This is a genomic window from Sinorhizobium sp. B11 (assembly GCA_039725955.1).
Taxonomy (GTDB): Bacteria; Pseudomonadota; Alphaproteobacteria; order Rhizobiales; family Rhizobiaceae; genus Rhizobium.
Genome location: CP091034.1, coordinates 4,231,108 through 4,251,445, shown reverse-complemented (window position 1 = coordinate 4,251,445; position 20,338 = coordinate 4,231,108). Strand labels below are relative to the sequence as shown.

At 59.8% G+C, this 20,338-nt stretch carries 17 protein-coding genes and 1 tRNA gene; 8 read left to right on the top strand and 10 right to left on the bottom strand.

Annotated elements, in window-relative coordinates:
- Positions 1-258 precede the first annotated feature (258 nt).
- The gene (locus LVY75_31010; GenBank protein XAZ23181.1) at positions 259-1,458 is read right to left on the bottom strand and encodes an ornithine--oxo-acid transaminase; all 1,200 of its coding nucleotides are present in this window, start codon (positions 1,456-1,458) and stop codon (positions 259-261) included.
- Between the two features lie 13 nt (positions 1,459-1,471).
- Entirely contained in the window at positions 1,472-2,407 is a 936-nt protein-coding gene (rocF, locus tag LVY75_31005; protein XAZ23180.1) for an arginase, read from the bottom strand.
- Between the two features lie 131 nt (positions 2,408-2,538).
- Between rocF and LVY75_31000 the strand changes: the two genes are divergently transcribed.
- Positions 2,539-2,967, top strand: coding sequence for an Lrp/AsnC family transcriptional regulator (locus LVY75_31000; GenBank protein XAZ23179.1), 429 nt, complete (start codon positions 2,539-2,541; stop codon positions 2,965-2,967).
- 7 nt (positions 2,968-2,974) lie between these two features.
- Here the strand turns inward: LVY75_31000 and LVY75_30995 are convergent, their stop codons facing one another.
- From LVY75_30995 to LVY75_30985, 3 genes are all read right to left on the bottom strand, one after another.
- Positions 2,975-9,082 carry a translocation/assembly module TamB domain-containing protein gene (locus LVY75_30995; protein XAZ23178.1) on the bottom strand — a complete coding sequence of 2,036 codons (6,108 nt, stop codon included), beginning with the start codon at positions 9,080-9,082 and terminating at the stop codon, positions 2,975-2,977.
- A 109-nt stretch (positions 9,083-9,191) separates the two neighbouring features.
- Entirely contained in the window at positions 9,192-11,117 is a 1,926-nt protein-coding gene (locus LVY75_30990; protein XAZ23177.1) for an autotransporter assembly complex protein TamA, read from the bottom strand.
- 173 nt (positions 11,118-11,290) lie between these two features.
- A complete protein-coding gene (locus LVY75_30985; protein XAZ23176.1) occupies positions 11,291-11,545 on the bottom strand; it encodes a glycine zipper domain-containing protein in 255 nt (84 codons plus the stop codon).
- Positions 11,546-11,641: 96 nt separating this feature from the next.
- On the opposite strand from LVY75_30985, the gene LVY75_30980 reads away from it, so the two are divergent.
- Together LVY75_30980 and hemA are read left to right on the top strand one after the other, a co-directional pair.
- On the top strand, positions 11,642-11,821 hold the full coding sequence (locus LVY75_30980; GenBank protein XAZ23175.1) for a hypothetical protein: 180 nt from the start codon (positions 11,642-11,644) through the stop codon (positions 11,819-11,821).
- Between the two features lie 57 nt (positions 11,822-11,878).
- The gene (gene hemA, locus LVY75_30975) at positions 11,879-13,093 is read left to right on the top strand and encodes a 5-aminolevulinate synthase (GenBank protein XAZ25866.1); all 1,215 of its coding nucleotides are present in this window, start codon (positions 11,879-11,881) and stop codon (positions 13,091-13,093) included.
- Between the two features lie 18 nt (positions 13,094-13,111).
- On the opposite strand, the gene dxr is transcribed toward hemA, so the two are convergent.
- On the bottom strand, positions 13,112-14,287 hold the full coding sequence (gene dxr, locus LVY75_30970) for a 1-deoxy-D-xylulose-5-phosphate reductoisomerase (GenBank protein ID XAZ23174.1): 1,176 nt from the start codon (positions 14,285-14,287) through the stop codon (positions 13,112-13,114).
- Between the two features lie 378 nt (positions 14,288-14,665).
- Here dxr and LVY75_30965 point away from each other — a divergent pair, with 378 nt between their 5' ends.
- From LVY75_30965 to LVY75_30955, 3 genes are all read left to right on the top strand, one after another.
- Positions 14,666-15,313 (top strand): hypothetical protein, encoded by a 648-nt coding sequence (locus tag LVY75_30965; GenBank protein ID XAZ23173.1) that lies wholly within the window; start codon positions 14,666-14,668, stop codon positions 15,311-15,313.
- A gap of 57 nt (positions 15,314-15,370) precedes the next feature.
- A complete protein-coding gene (locus tag LVY75_30960) occupies positions 15,371-15,661 on the top strand; it encodes a BON domain-containing protein (GenBank protein ID XAZ23172.1) in 291 nt (96 codons plus the stop codon).
- Positions 15,662-15,763: 102 nt separating this feature from the next.
- Positions 15,764-16,552 carry a class I SAM-dependent methyltransferase gene (locus LVY75_30955; protein ID XAZ23171.1) on the top strand — a complete coding sequence of 263 codons (789 nt, stop codon included), beginning with the start codon at positions 15,764-15,766 and terminating at the stop codon, positions 16,550-16,552.
- Here the strand turns inward: LVY75_30955 and LVY75_30950 are convergent, their stop codons facing one another.
- Together LVY75_30950 and LVY75_30945 are read right to left on the bottom strand one after the other, a co-directional pair.
- Positions 16,553-16,714: a hypothetical protein gene (locus LVY75_30950; protein XAZ23170.1), complete on the bottom strand. Its 162-nt coding sequence runs from the start codon at positions 16,712-16,714 to the stop codon at positions 16,553-16,555.
- Positions 16,715-16,818: 104 nt separating this feature from the next.
- Positions 16,819-17,067: a hypothetical protein gene (locus LVY75_30945; GenBank protein ID XAZ23169.1), complete on the bottom strand. Its 249-nt coding sequence runs from the start codon at positions 17,065-17,067 to the stop codon at positions 16,819-16,821.
- Positions 17,068-17,211: 144 nt separating this feature from the next.
- On the opposite strand from LVY75_30945, the gene LVY75_30940 reads away from it, so the two are divergent.
- Positions 17,212-17,721: a DUF2937 family protein gene (locus LVY75_30940; protein ID XAZ23168.1), complete on the top strand. Its 510-nt coding sequence runs from the start codon at positions 17,212-17,214 to the stop codon at positions 17,719-17,721.
- A gap of 5 nt (positions 17,722-17,726) precedes the next feature.
- Here LVY75_30940 and LVY75_30935 read toward each other — a convergent pair.
- Positions 17,727-17,803: transfer RNA gene (locus tag LVY75_30935), tRNA-Arg, on the bottom strand.
- 72 nt (positions 17,804-17,875) lie between these two features.
- On the bottom strand, positions 17,876-19,039 hold the full coding sequence (locus LVY75_30930; protein XAZ23167.1) for a M20 family metallopeptidase: 1,164 nt from the start codon (positions 19,037-19,039) through the stop codon (positions 17,876-17,878).
- 156 nt (positions 19,040-19,195) lie between these two features.
- Here LVY75_30930 and LVY75_30925 point away from each other — a divergent pair, with 156 nt between their 5' ends.
- On the top strand, positions 19,196-20,329 hold the full coding sequence (locus tag LVY75_30925; GenBank protein XAZ23166.1) for a D-alanyl-D-alanine carboxypeptidase: 1,134 nt from the start codon (positions 19,196-19,198) through the stop codon (positions 20,327-20,329).
- Positions 20,330-20,338 lie beyond the last annotated feature (9 nt).

The window sequence follows — 20,338 nt, the reverse complement described above, 5'->3', positions numbered from 1 at the left end:
CCGACAATACTTGAAGTCTGTCCTGCTTCACAAACGAGGTGAATCGGTATCAATGTTATCGTGAATCTCGATCTGTGGCTCCAAGGCTCAGGATTAGCGACATTCACATCGATTAAGTATGATTTTCAGGATTAATAATGAGTAACCAAATCCAGATTTAATCGGATTATTGCGCCACTTTTACAAATTTTTATGGAGGAGAATTAGTTTTTCTCCTCCGGTAGATAGTAATGGTTGTAAGATAAATCTGGTTTTACTTTAGGTTATCGACTTTTCGATTTGCGAGACGGCCCAATCGACCTCTTCCCTGGTGATGACCAGCGGCGGCGCGAATCGTATCGTATGGTCGTGCGTATCCTTGGCGAGCAGGCCGCGATCTTTCAAGGCGTAGCAATATTGCCGGGCGCCACCGGCTTCCGGCTCCAGTTCGATCGCGAGCATAAGACCACGTCCGCGCACCTCCTTGACGATGTTGGAGCGGATCGAGCGAAGACCTTCGAGGAAATAGTTGCCCATCGTCTCGGCGTTCTCGATCATCCCTTCTTCGGTCAGCACTTTCAGTGCCGCGCGGGCGACCGCGCAGGCCAGCGGGTTGCCGCCGAAGGTCGAGCCGTGCTGGCCGGGCTTGAGCACGCCGAGGACTTCCGAATTCGAAAGTACGGCCGAGACCGGATAGAAGCCGCCGGAAAGCGCCTTTCCGATGAGCGTCACGTCGGCTTCAATGCCTTCGTGTTCTTCGGCGAGCAGCTTGCCGGTGCGCCCGAGACCAGTCTGGATTTCGTCGAGGATGAGCGTGACGTTGTTTGCCGTGCAGAGTTCACGTACGCGGGTGAAGTAACCGGCCGGAGGGATGATAACGCCAGCCTCGCCCTGGATCGGCTCGATCAGTGCCGCGACGGTATTCGCATTGATGGCCGCTTCGAAGGCCTCGGCATCGCCGAAGGGAACGACGCGAAAGCCCGGCGTATAGGGCCCGAAGCCGGTACGGGCATCAGGGTCCGTCGAAAAGCTGATGATGCTCAGCGTACGGCCATGGAAATTATTGGCGCAGACGATGATCTCCGCCCTGCCTTCCGGCACACCTTTTACCTCATAACCCCATTTGCGAACCGCCTTGATGGCGGTCTCCACGGCTTCCGCGCCGGAGTTCATCGGCAGGATCTTGTGGGAGCCTGTGAGTGCAGCCAGCTCCTCATAGAGATAAGCGAGCTGGTCGTTGCGGAAGGCGCGCGAGGTGAGCGTCAGACGGCCGGCCTGCTCGACCATGGCGGCAAGGATCTTCGGATGGCAATGGCCTTGGTTGACGGCGGAATAGGCCGAGAGGCAATCGAGGTAGCGCTTGCCATCCGTATCCCAGACATGAACACCTTCTCCTCGCGTCAGCACGACATCGAGCGGCTTGTAGTTATTGGCTCCAAGACGCTGTTCGGTGGCGATGAGGTTCGACGAGATGTTCATGGCCGGTGCTCCCTTATGCGGCGCGTGTAGGACGATCGAAGATGCGGCGACCGAAGAGGCTTGCCGTCATCTCCACCATGATGCGGGCGCTCTTGCCGCGATCATCAAGGAAAGGATTGAGTTCGACGAGGTCGAGCGAGGAGACGAGGCCGCTGTCGGACAGCATCTCCATGATGAGGTGCGCTTCGCGGAAGGTGGCGCCGCCGGGAACGGTGGTGCCTACGCCGGGCGCAAAATCCGGATCGAGGAAATCGACATCGAAACTGACATGCAGCAGGCCGTTCGCCTTCTCGACCGTTTCCAGAATCTGGCGAAGGATCACGGCCACGCCCTGTTCGTCGAGTGAACGCATATCGAAGACATTGACGCCGTGCCTGCGGATTTCGACCCGCTCGGCCGCATCGACTGAGCGGATGCCCACCTGAAAGATCTTCTCCGGATCGACGAATGCGCGGTCCCTCGGCAGGATCTCTGCAAAATCCGCCAGGCCGCAGAAGAAGGCGACGGGCATGCCGTGAATATTGCCTGACGGCGAGGTCTCGGGCGTATTGAAATCCGAATGGGCGTCGAGCCAAAGGACGAAGAGCGGGCGGCCCTTTTCGGCGGCATAACGCGCCATGCCTGAGACGCTACCCATGGAAAGGCTGTGGTCGCCACCGAGGATCAGCGGGAAATGGCCGGCTTTCGCTGCGTCATATGTGGCTGCTTCGAGCGCGCGCGTGTAGGCGCCGACCACGCGGAGATTATGCGCTTTCGGATGATTGGGAAGGTCCCTGGCCGGGACGACGCTGAGATCGCCCGTATCGACGACTGTGTGGCCGAGCTCGGCCAGAGCCTTGTCGATGCCTGCGATACGCAATGCTGTCGGGCCCATGCCCGCGCCTCTGCGGCCGGAACCCTCCTCAAGGGGAACACCGACGAGGGCGACAGATTGAGATTGTACTTCCATTCGTAGGGCTCCGTTGTGAGGCCTGTTTTGGCCGATAGTGGGATAAAGACGCGGCGGCAAATAGATGGAAAAGTGTCAGAAATGGATTATGATTGCGCAGATTGATAAGGCTAATTTGACAAAGTGAAATCATGGACGACCTCGACAACGAGCTTTTGAGTGCGCTTCGGCACAATGCGCGAATCTCCGTTTCGTCGCTTGCGGCGCTGACCGGCGCTTCGCGTGCAACGGTGACTGCCCGCATCGACCGGCTCGTGGAAAACGGGACGATCGCCGGCTTTACCATCCGCACCGGTCACGAGACACGTTCGGCCGGCGTTCGGGCGATCGTCATGATCGAAGTGCATGGCAAGCTTGCCGACAAGGTTGCTGCCCAATTGCGTGGCCTGCCCCAGGTACGCGCATTGCACAGCACCAACGGCAAATGGGATTTCGTCGCCGAGCTCGAGGATCGGGACCTCGCCTCTTTCGATGAAACGCTGCGCCGGATACGTCTCGTCGACGGTATCAACACGACCGAAACCAACATTCTGCTCAAGACCAGCAAGACGAGCTTCTAGCCCGGCCTCAATACTCGTGCTCGTAGACGATCCCGGCTTCGCCCGATCCGTTGCCGCCGGCGGCACCGCGCAGCTTCACGCCGCGGCCGACATCGAGATTGATAATCGCCTTGGCACCGGCTTCTCCGCCCTGTTGCAGCTCGAAATAGGTCCGCTCGTTGAGATAGCGGCCGACGCTGACACTGGTCTGGCCCTTCGAGTCGGTGCTGATGTCGAGATCATCGACGCCGAGTTGGTTGCGCAGACCTTCGAAGAGCGAGGTCGAGCGGTTGCCGGCGAGCTGGCTGACGGCATCGGCAAGCTGGGCGATCTGCACCGGAGAAAGGCGTGACATGGACTGGCCGAAGATCAGCTGGGCCAGCACTTCATCCTGCGGCAGGGCCGGCGAGGAGGAGAAGGTGATAGCGGGGTCAGTCGCAAGGCCGGCAACATCGACTGTCAGCGTCGTGCTGCCCGAGGTGGAGGTTGCTTCCATGTCGAGGGCGGGCGTCAGGTCACCGGCGAAAGTGATGCGGCTGCGGTCGGAGAAATCGAGGCGGCGGTTGAGGATCGTCAGACGCCCGCGGCGCATGGTGAAGGCGCCGGCAACTTCGGGTGCTGCGGCCGAGCCGCGGATCGTAATGTTGCCGCCGACTTCCGCGTCGATGCCACGGCCGCGCACGAAGATCTGCGAGGGCGCGTCGAGCTGGATATCCAGCATTATGGTCGAAGACTTTTCCCGTGGCTGCTGCTGCGCATTGTTTTTGAGCTGGGCAAGTACTGCAGGCGGCGCGTGGATGTGGCGTATATCGATTTCGCGCAGGGACGTCGGCAACCTCTCCGGCACGGTGATCGACGCCTTGTCGATGTGGAGCTTACCATTAAGCATGGGATTGGAGAGCAACGGTCCCTTTAGTCCGAGCGCCCCGTCCACGGTTGCGACAACCAAAGTGCCGTCGACATAGACTGCATGATCCAGACGAATGGAAAGGTCGGCGGGGAAGGTGCCGCTGATGCCGACCGAGCCGCTGGCCGAAATAGAGCCGCCGCTTGCGAGCCTGCCGTTCAGCCGAGAAATGACGGCCTGCTGGCCGTTGAAGGTAATGGTCGCGCCGAGGCCTTCGAGGGCGAGGTTGCGGCGCACGTCGATCAGCTTTGCGCCATCCGTGGTGACCGTGCCGTTGATAACAGGGGCAGCCGTCGTACCGCTGACTTCCAGGTTCACATTGGCGACGCCTTCGGCAACGAGACCTTGCTGGGCGAGTTGTGCGCCGAGAACGGCGAAGGGAAGGCTGCCGTTGAAACGCATCGACATGGCGCGGTTGCCTGTCATTGCGAGATTGCCGCCGCCTCTCAGCGACAATCCGCCGTCGCCGGCAAGGCTGGTGTCGACCGTCAGGCGGTTGTCGGCCAGCTTGCCGCTTGCGCCGATGGTGAGCGGGGCAAGGCCGGCGCTCCTCGTCTGGCTCGTTTCGGCATTCTTCCAGTCGACCTTGAAATCAACCGAGGGAAGGGGAAGTGCGCCGGAAGCAGTTGCGGTTGCGGAGATGGCTCCGGCCGCACCAAGGTTCGGAACAAAACCGTTGGCTACGGCAGCCGGGAGATTGGTGACGTCGGCCTTGGCGTTGACGCCCTTGATGGTCGTTCCGGCTATATCGAGATTGCCGGATGCCTTCAGCGAGACGCCGCCGCTGCCGTTGAGATTGGCATCGAAATCCAGCCGATCCTTATTGAGTTTGCCCGAAGCGGCGAGCGCCAGGCCGGAGAGGCCGGCAGTTCTCGTCTGTTTCGTCCCGGCGTTTTTCCAGTCGATCTTGAAATTGGCCGTCGGGGCGGTCAGTGATCCTGAGGCCGTGGCCGTCGCTGTGATGATGCCTTCGGCTCCAATATCGGGGACGAAACCATTGGCGACGGCGGCCGGCAGGTTGGTGATATCGGCCTTTGCATCGATGCCCTGGATCGTGGTGCCTGCCAGCGCGAGATTGCCGGCGGCTTTCAGCGACACGCCACCCTTGCCATTGAGATTGGCGTCGAAATCCAGACGGTTGGTGACATATTTGCCGGAAGCGGCAAGCGCGAGGCCAGAAAGACCGGCGGTCTTGGTTTGGCGCGTTGCCGCGTTCGTCCAGTCGAGCTTGAAATCGACCACCGGCTCCGTCGGCGTGCCTGAGGTGACTGCAGTGCCGGAGATTATGCCCTCGGCGCCAAGACCGGGCACGAAGCCATTGGCGAGGTTTGCGGGCAGTCCGGCAATGTCAGCGTTGACGGCGAGGTCGCGAATGGCGGTGCCGTCGATCGTTACCCCGCCGTTCGCCTTCAGCAGCGCGCCATTGCCACTGCCGAGATTGGCGTCGAAATCGACTCTGTTATTTTCATATTTGCCGGTGGCCCGGGCGGAAAGATCGGTGAGGCCATTACTCTTTGTCTGGCGCGTTGCCGCATTGGCCCAGGCGAGATCGAAGGTGACAGCCGGTGTCGGCAACGAGCCCGAGGCCGACGCCTTGCCGGAAATCGTTCCTTCAGCGCCGAGATCGGGAACGAAGCCGTTGGCGAGATTGGCAGGAAGGTTTGCGAGATCGGCATCGACCTTGAGATTGCGCACCGCCGTCCCCACAAGCTCGATATTGCCCGCCGCCTTCAGCGACAAGGTTTTCGGTCCGGTGAGGCTGGCATCGAAATCGAGTTTCTGGTCGGCAAAATGGCCTGTTGCCGCAAGATCCAGTCCGGTCAGGCCGGCGGTCTTGGTGTGCCGTGTCGTGGCATCCTGCCAACTGAGCTTGAAATCCGCAGCCGGTGCGGCAAGCGTCCCCGATGCCGAGGCGGTGCCTGAAATCGTTCCGCCGGCGTCCAGATCCTTCACGAAACCATTGGCGACATTCGCGGGGACATTCGCAAGCTCGGCATCGACCTTGATGTTGCCGATCGTGGCTCCGGTAATCGCGACGTTGCCGAGAGCTTTCAGCGATAATTTGCCCTTGCCGGTGAGTGCCGTATCGAAATCGAGCTTGTTATCCGCAAACCTGCCGGATGCGTTGAGCGACAGACCGGCAAGTCCGGCGCTCTTTGTCTGGCTTGTCGCGGCGCCTTTCCAGTTCAGCTTGAAATCGGCCGCTGGTGCCGCCGGCGTGCCCGTTGCGTTGACCGTCCCCGAAACCGTGCCTTCGGCAGCAAGATCGGGAACAAATCCGTTGGCGAGCTTTGCCGGCAGACTGACGATGTCGGCGTTGATATTGAGAGTTGGACCGTTCGGATCCGCCAGGCCAACGTCACCCCCAGCCTTCAGGGAAAGACCGTCAGCGCCGCTAATGCCGCCGTCGAATGTCAGCTTGTTTTCGGCGAAGGTACCTGATGTGGAGACACCAAGAGGGGCGATGCCGGCACCCTTCGTATGACTGGTGGCTGCATCCTTCCAGTCGAGCTTGAAATTGACGACGGGAGCGGCTGATGTGCCGGTCACGTTGACCGTCCCTGAAATCGCGCCGTCAGCGGCGAGATTGGGGACGAAGCTGTTGGCGAGACTTGCGGGCAGGTCGGTGATGACGGCGTCGAGCTTCAGTGTCTCACCGGCAGAACCGGTAACCGATACCGAGCCGCTGCCGGTCTTCACGGTCAGACCGTTCAGACTGGCAACTCCCTTGGTGACGTTGACCTGCGCCGGCGATGCCAGTTCGACCGGAATGTTGCGTGGCTTTGCGGCGAAATGGTCAAGGCTGAGATCAATCATGCCGCCTGCAGACTGCACGCTGCCGCCCGCCTGCAGCGGATTGCCGTCATAACCGGCATTCAGATTGAAGTCGGTGCGGGTTTGCTGCTGGGCGAAATCAAGCGCAATGCCGGTAAGCTTGTTGGTACCGATGCCGAATTCGTCGGCCCGTATCGTGCCGTTGGCGGCAAAAGCCTGGATATCGCTGACGGTCACGTCGATCGCAGGCTTTGCGATCGTCAGCGTGTCGCGGCGAATGCCATTGCCGTTGGCGGCAATCTTGAGGGCGATCTTGCCATCATTGCCGGTGATATCGACAGAGCCCTTGAGGTCGCCTTCCGCCTTCTGGCCGCCGAGGGCGGCAAGCAGGCCGATATCCGGGAAGTCAAAGGTCAGCACACCCGCCGGTGTCATGCCTGAGGAAAGCGTGAGATTGCCCGTCAGGCGATTGCTGCCGACATCGGCTGTCAGCGCGGGGATAGAAATCGTTCCGTTTTCGGATCTGACATCGCCGTTGATCCCAATCGGCTGGCCGTCGATCGTGCCCGTTCCGGCTACGCGGCCCTGCGGAGCGGCGGGATCGGCAGAGCCCGTCAGGTCGATGTTGAGATTGCCCACCTTGCGATCGGCCATCTGCAGGCTGGCGGCTTTTACATTGGCGGTGAGCGCAAGCGCCGGAAGCGTGCCGCTGGCTCTGACGCTATAATCTGCTTCCCCGCTCGTGCCTGAGAGCAGCTTGCCGATGTCGGGAAGCTTGCCGGCGAGATCGGCTGTCAGCACGTCATCCTCGAGCGCAACGTTGCCGCCTGCCTCGATGGTCGGAGATTTGATTGTGATGTTCGACAGCGCCACCTTTGAGGGGATGGTGCCGGCGACCTGGGTTTCGAGATTGATCGGCGCATCGAACTTTTCAGCGACGGCCGGCGGCAGCGCGGCGGGCTGTACGACAAATTTCGCATTGCCGGTCAGTGTATTGTCAGCCAGGCGATAGGAGCCATTGAGATCGGCGCCGATATTGGCGCTTTCGATCGTCGTGCCGTTGAAGCCGATGCCGTTGCGTGAAATCTGAAGCGGAGCGACGAGTGTGATCGGGCCGCGAACGGCGCGGTTGAGGTTGGGCTCGGTGAATGTCGCGTCGCCGGCTACGAGACGCAGCTGGATATCGCCGGCGCCATTGGCGAGATTGAAGGCATCGCTCTTGGCCGTCAGCTTGACGTTGCCGATGTCGGCTTGCGGCATTGTGGCGGAATCCAGCGATCCGCTCGCATTGATGCGCACGGCCTGCGCCTGTCCGGTCATCGCCAGGTTGAGGCCTGAAATCATGAAGCGTGCTTCGCCATCGGCAAGCGGCCAGCGGAAATCGACAGGACCCGAGGTGCCCAGCACATTGGCATTCAGGCTGTTGTTGCCGGCAGGATCGAGTGTGCCGGATGCGGCGATGACGACGCTGCCGGTGGCGAGATTGCCGGTCTGAATATCGATCTTGCCGTGATCGTCGAAGGTGGCGGATACATCGATATTCGTCTGGCCTGCAAAAAGCGGCCGGAATGCCATGGGGAGCAACGAGCTCACATCGCCGCCGCCCTTGAGGTCGAGATGATGCAAGCCGTCGGCCGTAATCGCATGCTTGCCTTCCAGTGAGGCGCGCTGCTGGCCATCGAGGGCTGCCTGCAGCTTGCCGTTCCAATCCGAAATCGGGCCTTCGCCATTGAGCGCTATGTTAACGGCCGGGCTGCCGGGCAGACCGAGAAAGCCAGCGAGCAGGCCGCCCTGCGGTTCGGCAAGCTGGGCATTCAGCCGCAGGTGGCTGTTTGCCGGGGTAAAGGCAACATCGGCGGAGAGTTTGGCGTCGGCAACCTGATGGCGGTTGACGTTGATAATTGCCTCGCCGCCGTCGCCATCAGCTCTGAGATTGCCGGTGGCGGCAAGCGAGAAGGCGCGGCCGGTCAGGGGCGCCGCGAGCGAAATATCCGGCAGGGCGATATGCTCGATATCGACCTTTATGGGCAGCCGGAAACCACTGCTGCCTTGTTCCTCCGGGGGCGCCGGTCTGGAAGGCAAGGTGCGTACCGGTTTACGGCGCACATCGATAGAGGCAACGGAGACCTGTTTGGCGCTGAATGTTCCGGTCAGCAGCGCTAGGGGATTCCAGTCGATGGCAATACCACGGACTTCTGCGAATGTGCCGCGCGTGTCCGAGAGGGTAATCTCGGCAGCGCGCAGTCCACCGGTCAGCAGGCCCTCGGGCTCGCGTACCGAGATCGTCATATCGCGGTTGGAAAGTGCCGAAGCGACATTTTCGGTGATGATGCGGGCGCCGAATGAGGTGAAGCCGAAAATCGCCAGAGCAATGACGGCAAGGATGAGCACGGCGCCAAGGCCGTAGCCGACGAGCCGCATTATCCAGTTCATGATTTTCGCCAACATTTGCATAAGAGCGGACACTATCCCGTTTTCATGACAGCTCACAGGTCGGAAAACACTGCGAAATCGGCATTCCAAAGGCATTCCCGTTTCCGGTCACGGAAATACTCCATCATTTCTAGAATGACTGGCCTATGCCGGCATAAATTCCATATTCAGTTCCACCGTCGTACTTGTTCAGCGGTACGGCAAAATCAAGCCGAAGGGGACCGAAAGGCGTTGCATAGCGGATACCGGCGCCCGCACCGGCCCTGATATCGGAAAAATCAGGCGCAATACTGTCCGAAACCGTGCCGACATCGATAAAGGGCACGACGCCGATCGTATCGGTAATCCTGATGCGCGCTTCGAAGGAGCCGATTACATAGGAGCGGCCGCCAGTCGCCTCGTCGTTTTCGTTGTAGGGCGAGATTTCCTGATAACCGTAACCACGCACGGAACCGCCACCGCCGGCGAAGAAACGCTGGGTGGCGGGAATATCCTGAACGCCGTCGCCGCCGATCAGCGTGCCGGCTGCAAGCTTGCCGGCAAGTACGACGCCGTCTTCGGCACCGAGACCGAGATAGCCTGATATCGAGCCCTCGAAGGCCGAATAGACCGTGCCGTTCATGAACTCATAGCCCGGCTTTGCCGACAGCGTGGCGTGATAGCCCCCGGTCGGATTGAATTTGTCATCACGGGCATCGCGATCATAGGTGATCGGCAGCGTGAAGGTCAGATAATTGTTGTTGCCGAAAGCGTCGTCGTCATTCTCGAAGCTCACCTCGCCGGCTGCCGAGATGGTGTCCTGATCCGTCAATTCATAAGAGAGGCCAAGCGAGGCGGTGATAAGCTTTGCATTATAGGCATCCGGATTCTGCGTCTTGGCGACGATGCCGGCCTTCAGCGTGGCGGACGGATGGATGAAGCCCGGTTTCGTGAAGAGGATGCCGGCGGAGTAATCGAGATCGCCGAGGTCGGACGCTTCGCCAAGGCGCGAGACGGCGCCTTCGATGCGCAGCGATTCGGCCCCGCCGAACAGGTTGCGATGGCCCCAGTAGCCGTTGACCCCGAAACCGTCGATCGTCGAATATTGCGCGCCGATGCCGAGGTAGCGCCGCTTTCCTTCGGAAACCTCGATTGTCATGGGCAAGGTACCATCGGAAGCCAGTGCGTCGCTTTCGTGGATCGTCACGCTGGAGAACACGCCAAGCGCGCGCAGGCGCTCGCCTGCCTTCCTCAGCGCCTCCGGCGAATAGGCTTCGCCCTTCTGCAGACGGGAGTAGCGCTGGATGAATTCCGGCTTGACCCTTTCCTCCCCGGTCACGCCGACGTCGCCGATCGGAGCAACCGGACCACCTTCGGCAGCGAGAACGATATCGACGGTGTTCTTGCTGTGGTCGGCGACCACGCGCCGCTCGGTCAGCTTGGCAAAGGGCCTTCCTTCGCTCTTCAACTGGTCGACGATCGTATCGCCAGCCTTGATGATGGCGAGCGAGCCGGCTTGCTCGCCCGGTGCGAGATCGTAATCGGCGGGATTGCGGTGCGCAGCATCGCCGCCGAATTGGACCTCATCCACGGTGAAGACCGGACCAGGGGCTATATCCACTTTGACCGGAACCGGCTTCGAGCGATCAAAAGTCGGGTTGGGCGGGAGATCGTCTATGTTGCGGCCATCGATGGTGATCGTCACAACGCCGCCGTAACGCGCCTTTTCGTAAAGTGTCGCGATCAGCCTCTCGCGGTCGTCACGGGCTTTGACGACAATGCCAAGATCGCCTGAAACCGGCCTGCTCTTGTCACCGACAAGGCGAGAGCTGTTTTCCAGCGCCTCTTTCAGGTCGCTATCAGCTGTGCCGGTCTCAAGGTCGATGTCATAGCGCACCGGATCGGGGACCTGCAGGTTTTCGTCCTCGTCCTTGCCGAATATGGTGATGCCGAAAAGCTTGAATGCGTAAGCATTGCCCACGAGAACTGGTGAAAATGCAGCCGCCGCTGCGACCACCACCATGGCGCCTGCTCGATACGCAATACCCGTTCTCAGGCCCGTCCCTCTAATCCGCATCCGCCGCTTTTTGGTTACATTAAAATGAAGCTCTGCGTTGCCCAGCCGATAACAAGCTTAGCGGCAAAATCGCGCCACGTGTACCGATTTAAACTGTTGGCGCACTAATTTAGTACAAAAAAATCCCGGACGAGGGTCCGGGATTTCCATTTTTCCCATTCTGATTGCAGATCTCAGCGGCAATCATCGATGTAGCGGCGACCATACCGATCTCGATAGTAGCATTGGCCGGGCTGCTCTGCGACCCTGCCGATCAATGCGCCTGAAACGCCGCCGATTGCTGCGCCGACTGCCGCGCCGCGCACGTCGCCGGTGACCACGCCGCCGATAACGGCACCAGACGCTGCGCCGATGCCGGCACCTTGTTGCGTGGGTGTGCAGCTTGCGATCGAAAGGCCGATCAATGCGAGTACGAGGACTTTCTTCATTCTTCTCTCCGAGGTTTTTGGCGCCCCAGCGGGCGGATGTCGTCCCTAACCTGTTTTTTCGCCAGGCTAGCCCGAAAACTATGTCGCAAGAAGGTCTTGTCCACCATCATCGAGCTTTTTTCGAAAGGCGCGGGTTTCTTTCCACGATTAAAAGCGAATTTATTTGCCGGAATTGACGCCGATCAATTTCCCCGATCATGGCTCGCATATTTTTTATCTGGAATCATTCAAAAGTCTGCGCCTTTTGCCGCAGTTGATGTTAAATCAGGGACGTAAGGGTTGACGTGCGGTTGCGGTCTCAGCAAGAAACAGCCGTACGAACTGGAGCATATGATGGATTTCGAAGCGTTTTTCAAAAGCGAGCTGGACGGGCTTCACGCTGAGGGCCGTTACCGCGTTTTTGCCGATCTGGAGCGCCATCGCGGTAACTTTCCGCGGGCTACCCGTCACACGGCGAACGGCGAACAGGAAGTGACCGTCTGGTGCTCCAACGACTATCTCGGCATGGGCCAGCACCCCAAGGTGATCGAGGCGATGAAGGAAGCCATCGATCACTGTGGCGCGGGTGCGGGAGGCACCCGGAATATCTCTGGCACCAACCACTACCATGTTCTGCTTGAGCGGGAGCTTGCCGATCTGCACGGCAAGGAAGCCGCGCTGACCTTCACGTCAGGCTATGTTTCCAACTGGGCAGCACTCGGCACGCTCGGCGCCAAGATCCCCGGCCTCATCATCTTCTCCGATGCCTTCAACCATGCCTCGATGATCGAGGGCATTCGCTACGCCAAGTGCGAGAAGGTCATCTGGAAGCACAATGACGTGGCCGATCTCGAAGCCAGGCTCGCTGCCGCCGATCCCAAGGCGCCGAAGCTCATCGCCTTCGAATCCGTCTATTCCATGGATGGCGATATCGCGCCGATCAAGGAAATCTGCGATCTCGCCGACAAGTATGGCGCGATGACCTATCTCGACGAAGTGCATGCCGTCGGCATGTACGGTCCGCGCGGCGGCGGCATCGCCGAGCGCGAAGGCCTGATGGATCGTGTCACGGTTATCGAAGGCACGCTCGCCAAGGGTTTTGGCGTCATGGGCGGCTACATCGCTGCATCTGCGGCGCTCTGCGATTTCATCCGCTCTTTTGCATCGGGCTTCATCTTCACGACGTCGCTGCCGCCGGCGCTTGCTGCCGGCTCGGTCGCGTCGATACGGCATCTCAAGGCAAGCCCGTTCGAGCGTGCTCGCCATCAGGATCGGGTGCGGAAGCTGCGCATGCTGCTTGACCAGCAGGGCATTCCGCACATGCCGAACCCGAGCCATATCGTGCCGGTCATGGTCGGCGATGCCGCCAAGTGCAAGTGGATCTCGGATCTGCTGCTCGACAATTTCGGTGTCTACGTGCAGCCGATCAACTATCCGACGGTGCCGAAGAAGACAGAGCGCCTGCGCATCACGCCCACACCGCTGCATTCGGACGCGGATATCGAGCACCTCGTCAGCGCGCTGCATTCGCTCTGGTCGCGCTGCGCGCTTGCCCGCCACGTCGCCTGATTTTTCAGGAACAGCTTTTTATTGGATGAGCCCGGCAGCCCGCTGCCGGGCTTCCTTGTCTGCGGCGAAGACATCGTCCATCGTCGCGGCCGCAGGCAGGCTAATGAGATCGTCCATCACCTTTTCGGTGATCTCGGCCATCGCGAGGAAGGGAAGGCGGCCGTCGATGAAGGCTTCGAGCGCCACTTCCTTGGCCCCGTTCAGCACCGCTCCCTGGACGCCGCCGCGCGTCATCGCCAGCCGTGCGAGCCGCAGGGCAGGGAAACGTTTTTCATCCGGAGCCTCGAAGTCCAGCCGCGCGAGCTTGGCGAAATCCAGCCGTTCGATCGGTAGATTCGCCCGGCGTGGATGGGAAAGGGCGTAGCCGATTGCGGTGCGCATATCGGGTGCACCGAGCTGCGCCAGCACCGAGCCATCCGTATAGCCGACCATCGAATGGATGACCGATTGCGGATGGACGATCACCTCCACCTGCTCGGGGCGCAGGCCGAAAAGATGCTTCGCCTCGATCATTTCAAGCGCCTTGTTGAACAGCGACGCACTGTCGATGGAAATCTTCAGGCCCATCGACCATCTCGGATGAGCGCGTGCGCTTTCCACCGTAACATTGGCCATCTCCTCCAGCGAGGAGGTGCGGAAGGGGCCGCCCGATGCCGTCAGGATCACACGCTCCACGGCATGGCGCTGGTTTTCCTCCAGCACCTGGAAGATCGCATTGTGTTCGCTGTCCACAGGCAACAGCTTGCCGCCGCCGTTCCTCACGGACTCGATGAAAAGATCGCCGGCCGAAACAAGACATTCCTTGTTGGCGAGCGCGATATCGGCGCCACGGCGTGCCGCGGCAAGGGTGGGTGCGAGCCCGGCCGTGCCGACGATGGCCGCCATTACCCAGTCAGCTTCGCAGTCTGCTGCTTCCATCAGGCCGGATTTGCCGGCAGCGACTGCAATGCCACTGCCGGAAAGTTCGCTCTTCAGTGATTCGTAGTGCCGGTCATTTGCGATGACCGCCAGCCGCGCGCCTGATGATTTCGCCTGTTGGGCCAGCAATTCCACATTGCCGTGGCCGGTCAGAACGGAAATTTCGAAATTGTCCCGGCCGCCCATATGGTCGATGACATTCAGCGTATTCTGGCCGATCGAACCTGTCGAACCGAAGATACTGAGGCGCCGAGGCGCGATTTTGCCCGTCATCATGGTCGATTTCGCAAGAAATTGCATATTCGGCATCGGCTCTACAGGGGATCGCGGGAGGCAGCAAGTGTGCGGTGCAGCAAATTTCAACCCCAGAGGGGTTTACATGCCCCTGCCATGATGTGATCCTGATAACAGTCCCCAAGGGGATGATCATTTGCTGCGGCTGATTACGGTCGAAAAAGGCAAATCCGCTGGGCACTGATGTGTCCGACGAGCAACCGGCAATTTATGCCACTGGCCACGGGCCAAACAAAAATCGAAGACTGAACCGGGATTGCGTGTCCACGCCATCCTTCATTGCGTTCGATGCGAGCGCTTCCACGTCTGCTCTGCGCCTATCGGCGCGCCCGGCGTGCTAGTTCAAAACGATGCGATATTATGATGAAGATAAAGATTGCCTGCTTTGTTTTTGCCCTTCTGCCGCTGGCCAATCCGGTATTTGCGGATGATCTGCTGATCTGGTCGCCGGTGAAGGTGTCCACCCGTTCCTACAAGACGACGGTCGGGTTTCGCCTGCCGATGGAATGGGAGACAAGTGCCGGCGCCGATCTCGCGCTCGCCTCCAACAAGGGCGGCGCGCCGCTGCCGGATTCCGGCCAGGCAATGCTCTGGGGCAAGCTGCAGAAGGTGAGCGTTACACCGGCCGGCCGCGCACAGCAGGATGTGACGCTGCAGGTCGATACCTTGCGCGGCAGCGGTGCGCTTATGCTCAGCCGCTCGCGGAGCTGGATATTGTCTGACACACTCGACATGCAGACGACACGTGCGGTGAGCTTCGGTTACAACGCCGTCGATGCACGGCAGGCAACAGTATCTGCCTCGCAGGCGGTCAAGCTGATCTATCCATGGACCGGCACATCGATTTCGGCCGGCAGCAGCATCGGGGATGCGAGTGGCGACTTTTCCAGCACGGTTGCCGTCAGCCAGAATATCCTGCCCAACCTCGGGCTGAGTGCGTCCGTATCCGATCCGCTTTCGACGGGCCGGACAGGAAATGTCAATTTGAATTATCAGCTTCGCTGGTAGGCGAAACCAAAGCTCCTTCCTCTGCGTTTCTTCCTCACAGTCAAGGAGGAGAGAACGATGGTGTTCAAGGAGCAGACATTTCATGGCCAACAGCCCGAAGCTGAGGCAGAATACGCCAACCGCGCGACGCTGGAATCTGCGGTCGCCAATGCGCTGGCGGTCGCAGGCGGTATCGACGCATCCGATGTCGAAGTTACTGCCGAAGGCGACGAAATCGTTTTGAGCGGCAATGTCGGTACTGTTGATGAAATCGAGCGGGCAACAGTCATCGCAAGAACAGTCGCGGGCGTGCATACGGTTCGCAACCGTATTTTGCTTGCGAACTCGATGGTTAACGTTCGCCATTAACTATTAACCGAACATTAACTTTATGTAAGTTTATCCGTGCCGACCCCTGACCTAGGTTTGGACCTATTCCAGCCCCCGAAGTCAGGTATTTCGATGCATCAGATGGAAATGATCAATCGCCGAACGTGGAGCAGCCCGCTCTCCCGGCGCGACTATCGCAATAGCAGCGGGTTCATCAATGAAGGCGAGCGTATGGTGCTTGGTATTGGGCTTGCCAATGCCAGGGGCGGTCGTGTGCTCGATATCGGTGTCGGCGGCGGCCGTACGGCTGCACTTCTCGCCGGGGAGGCCAGCGAGTATGTCGGCGTCGACTATACGGCAGAGATGGTGACCCTCGCACGCTCCAACCACCCGGGTTTTCGTTTTGAGAATATGGATGCGCGCAATCTTTCGGCCTTTGCCAACGGCTCGTTCGATCTCGTCGTGTTCAGCTATAATGGCATCGACTCTGTCGATGCCGATGGACGCAGATCGGTCCTTCGTGAAGTCTCGCGCGTTTTGAAGGCCGGTGGCACGTTTGCTTTTTCGACCTTCAATCGCAACTGGCATGGTTTCGGTGAGAACCGCGCCCGCTCGTCCATTCTCTGGTCCAACCATCCGGTGAAGCTGAGTTTTCGGCTTCTCAAACATGCAATGGGTCTGGTGCGGGAGCGTCGCTTTGCGCCGCTGGAGCAGCGCGACGGCGAACATGCAATCCTGCTGCATCGCGCCCATGATTTCGGCATCATGGTCTACGCCACGACACCCGGCCAGCTACGCTCACAACTTACCGAAAGCGGTTTTAACAGCGAGCCACTGCTCTTTTCGGTCGATGGACGCCCGCTTGGCGGCGAGACGCTGGCAGACGAGGAATATTTCCACGTCGTGGCGCGCAAACCGTCGCTCAGTTGATCAGCCGAAACGTTCGGTCAGGAACCCGGCTGGAGCCTTTTCGCCAACGAGCCGATCGGTCTTATGTGCGGTGATGGAGCCTTGCGGCTGATAGCTGATGGCGATGAGCAGACCGCAAACGATTGCACAGCCAATTGCAAGCAGGGTCATTCGAATATGCATGACGGATACTCCTGTTTACCGGTAAAACGCGGGAAAAATTCCGAAGTTCCTCATGCTTCAGAACTCAAGACCCCAGCCGGTTTTCCGGCCGGGGTCGTCACATCTTAGCGGCAGACACGGGTCTTCTTGATCACGGTCTCGCCGTGGCTATGGATGCGTTCCGTGCGGGTGAAGCAATCATGCGAAACGCGGCGCGGCGGCAGGTGATGACGATAGTAAGGACGGTCCGCCATGCGATGGTGCCCGTATCCACCGTTGTCGGTTGTGATGGTAACGCTGGCAGCCTGGGACGGCAGAGCGCCGGCGAGAATCGTGGCCGCAGCAAATGCGGAAGCAATGATAATATTCTTCATGACAAGCCTCTCTTTCTAAGTGGGTCGGGAGATGAACTCGGACGAAGCGTAATCAGTTCAATCACATAGCGTTACCAATTGTGTCACGGGCAACCTTTGCCCGTTCGAAATCGTTGTCGTGTCGGAACAGCCGGAGACATCGTGATGGGACAGATTGGAAGGGGCGTCATACTGGCCGTTGGACTGGCCGGCGGCACGCTTTTCTCGCAGGCGCCGGAATTCGCCCAGCAGTATCGGCAACGCATCGGCGGGGCGATCGACGAGCTCAGGATCATCGTCGACGATTTCACGAAACAGGCTGCCGACCATCATCTCGATCGCCAGCAGGCACTCGATGTCTATGCCCGTTCCCCCGACGATTTCCTGCGTGATCGCGGCCTTTCCATGCGCAGCACATTGGAACGCTACGAGCGCCTTGTGACCCAGCAGTCAGATCTCGGCCGCGCAGCGCCAGTCGCAAAGCCCTTCATTCTCATGCGCAATGCCGATGACGGTATCCTTGCCAGTACCTGGCAAGACTTCGTACCGGGGGTCCCCGTCAGCGTCGCCGGTTTTGTATGGGCGGCAATCGGGTTCGTCGGCGGATGGATCGTCGCGGCACTGCTGCGGGTTGGCGCAAAACGCGCTGTGCGGTGGCGACCTGGATATCGGTGAGAGAATGGTGATCCCGACGCGATTCGAACGCGTGACCCCCAGATTAGGAATCTGGTGCTCTATCCTGCTGAGCTACGGGACCACTTGGATGCCATGCATACAAAAGGCTTGGCATTAAGCCAAGCCTTTTTGCAGTCTCTCATGTCGTTTCGTTTCAGGCGCCGAGGCGCTGTTCGGCAAGGCGCACCCAGTAGGAAATGCCGTGGGCAATTGCCTCGTCGTTGAAGTCGTAGGCGGGGTTATGCAAGCCGGCGGTATCGCCGTTGCCGATGAAGATGAAGGCGCCTGGGCGGGCGTTCAGCATGTAGGAGAAATCCTCGCCGCCCATCATCGGATCAAATTCGGGATCGACGTTGGCTTCGCCGGCAATGTCGGTGGCGATGGCGACAGCGTGTTCCGTTTCATCCGCATGATTGAAGGTCACGGGATAGTTGCGGTGGAAATTGATGTCGGCTTCTGCGCCGTGGGCGGCGCAAATGCCTGTCACGACTTCGCGCAGGCGCGCTTCAGCCTGATCACGCACCTCGTCATCAAGCGTGCGGATCGTGCCGGCGAAGGTCGCATCGTTGGGGATGACGTTATGGGCGAAACCGGCATTGAACTTGGTGACGGAGACGACGACCGAGCGCAGAGGATTGACGCTGCGCGAGGCGATCAGCTGCAGGTTTGTCACGATCTGCGAGCCGATGGCGATCGGATCGATTGTACGGTGCGGCTGTGCCGCGTGGCCGCCGCGGCCCTTGATGGTGACGGTGAACTCGTCGGTCGCCGCCATGATCGGCCCCTTGCGAGTGGCGAACTGGCCGACGGGAAGACCCGGCAGATTGTGCATGCCGTAGACCTCTTCGATGCCGAAGCGCTCCATCATGCCGTCCTTGACCATCAGGTTGCCGCCACCGCCGCCTTCTTCGGCCGGCTGGAAGATGACAGCGACATTGCCGTTGAAGTTGCGGGTTTCCGCAAGATATTTTGCTGCGCCGAGCAGCATGGCGGTGTGGCCATCATGGCCGCAGGCGTGCATTTTGCCAGGTGTTTTCGAGGCCCAAGGCTTGCCGGTGATTTCGGTGAGCGGCAAAGCGTCCATGTCGGCGCGCAGGCCAACCGTGCGGCTGCCTTCACCCTTGCCCTTGATGAGGCCGACGACGCCGGTGCGGCCGATGCCGGTGACGATTTCGTCGACGCCGAATTCCTTAAGCTTTTCAGCAACGAAGGCAGCCGTATTTTCGACCGCGAAGAGAAGTTCCGGCCGCGCATGGATGTGGCGGCGCCACTCTGCAACTTCGTCCTGAAGTTCGGCGGCTCTATTCAGAATCGGCATTCTTGGCTTCCTGTGAATGAAATGCGTGGGGCCCGTCTGAAAGCATCACAAGGGCGTGATGCCTTGGAAATAACTTAGTCAATGACCTTTGCCATGTCATAGCCATATAGGGTAAATAGGGGAAGGTTTCGAGATAATTCCCTGAAGGACGAGCACTTGTCGACGCGCCACGATCGTTTGTTCGCCGCTTTGCGGCCCTTTTCTTTTATAGCGACAGCAACAGCGGTTCTTGTCTCGTCCGTTACACTTGCTCACGCCAATCCGCATATTCTCGTCGACGTGCAGACCGGCCGGGTGCTGGAGCACGAGGAGGCTTTTCGCAAGTGGTATCCGGCTTCGCTGACCAAGCTGATGACCGTCTATACCGTGTTCGATGCGATCCGCTCCGGCCAGATCAGTCTCGACACGCCCGTCGTCATGAGCAAGCGGGCCGCGTCCGCGCCACCGGCCAAGATGGGCTTCAAGCCGGGCCAGAAATTCACGCTCGACAGCGCGTTGAAGATCCTGATGGTGAAGTCGGCCAATGACATCGCCGTTGCCGTTGCGGAAGCGGTCGGCGGCACCCAGGAAGCTTTCGTCGTGCGCATGAATTCCGAGGCGGCGAAGCTTGGCATGTCGGATTCGCATTTCGTCAATCCGAACGGCCTGCCGGGTAACGGCCAGTATACGACGGCCCGTGACCTTGCGATTCTGACGGTGGCGCTGCGCCGCGACTTCCCGCAATATGCCGGTTATTTTTCGCTGGAAGGCTTCACGAATGGCAAGCAGAACGTCCCGAACATCAACATGCTGATCGGCCGCTTTGCCGGCGCCGACGGCATGAAGACCGGCTTCATCTGCGCTTCGGGCTTCAACCAGATTGGTTCTGCGACGCGTAACGGCCGGACGCTGGTTTCCGTCGTGCTCGGCACCGACAGCCTTGCGGCTCGCGCCGACGCCACTGCCAATCTGCTGCAGAAGGGCTTCACCACGCAGTTTGCGGCAAATGATACATTGGGTTCGCTGAGGCCTTATGGTCCGGGGCAGGACCAGGTGAATGACATTACAGCCGACATCTGCAGCGCCAAGGGCGCGAAGATACGCAGCGAAACGCGTGACGAGGTCGGCCGCATGAAGGTGCAGTCGCCCTTTATTCACGAAATGGACCACGAGCCGCAATTCGTGTTTGCCGGCCTCATTCCGGGGCAGGATCCGCAGCCGGTTGCGCAGAACGACAAGATCGCCAAGGGCGACGCGGTCGAGGCGCTTGCCAATGTGCCGGTGCCGCTCCCGCGGCCGAAATCCTTCTGAGGAAACATC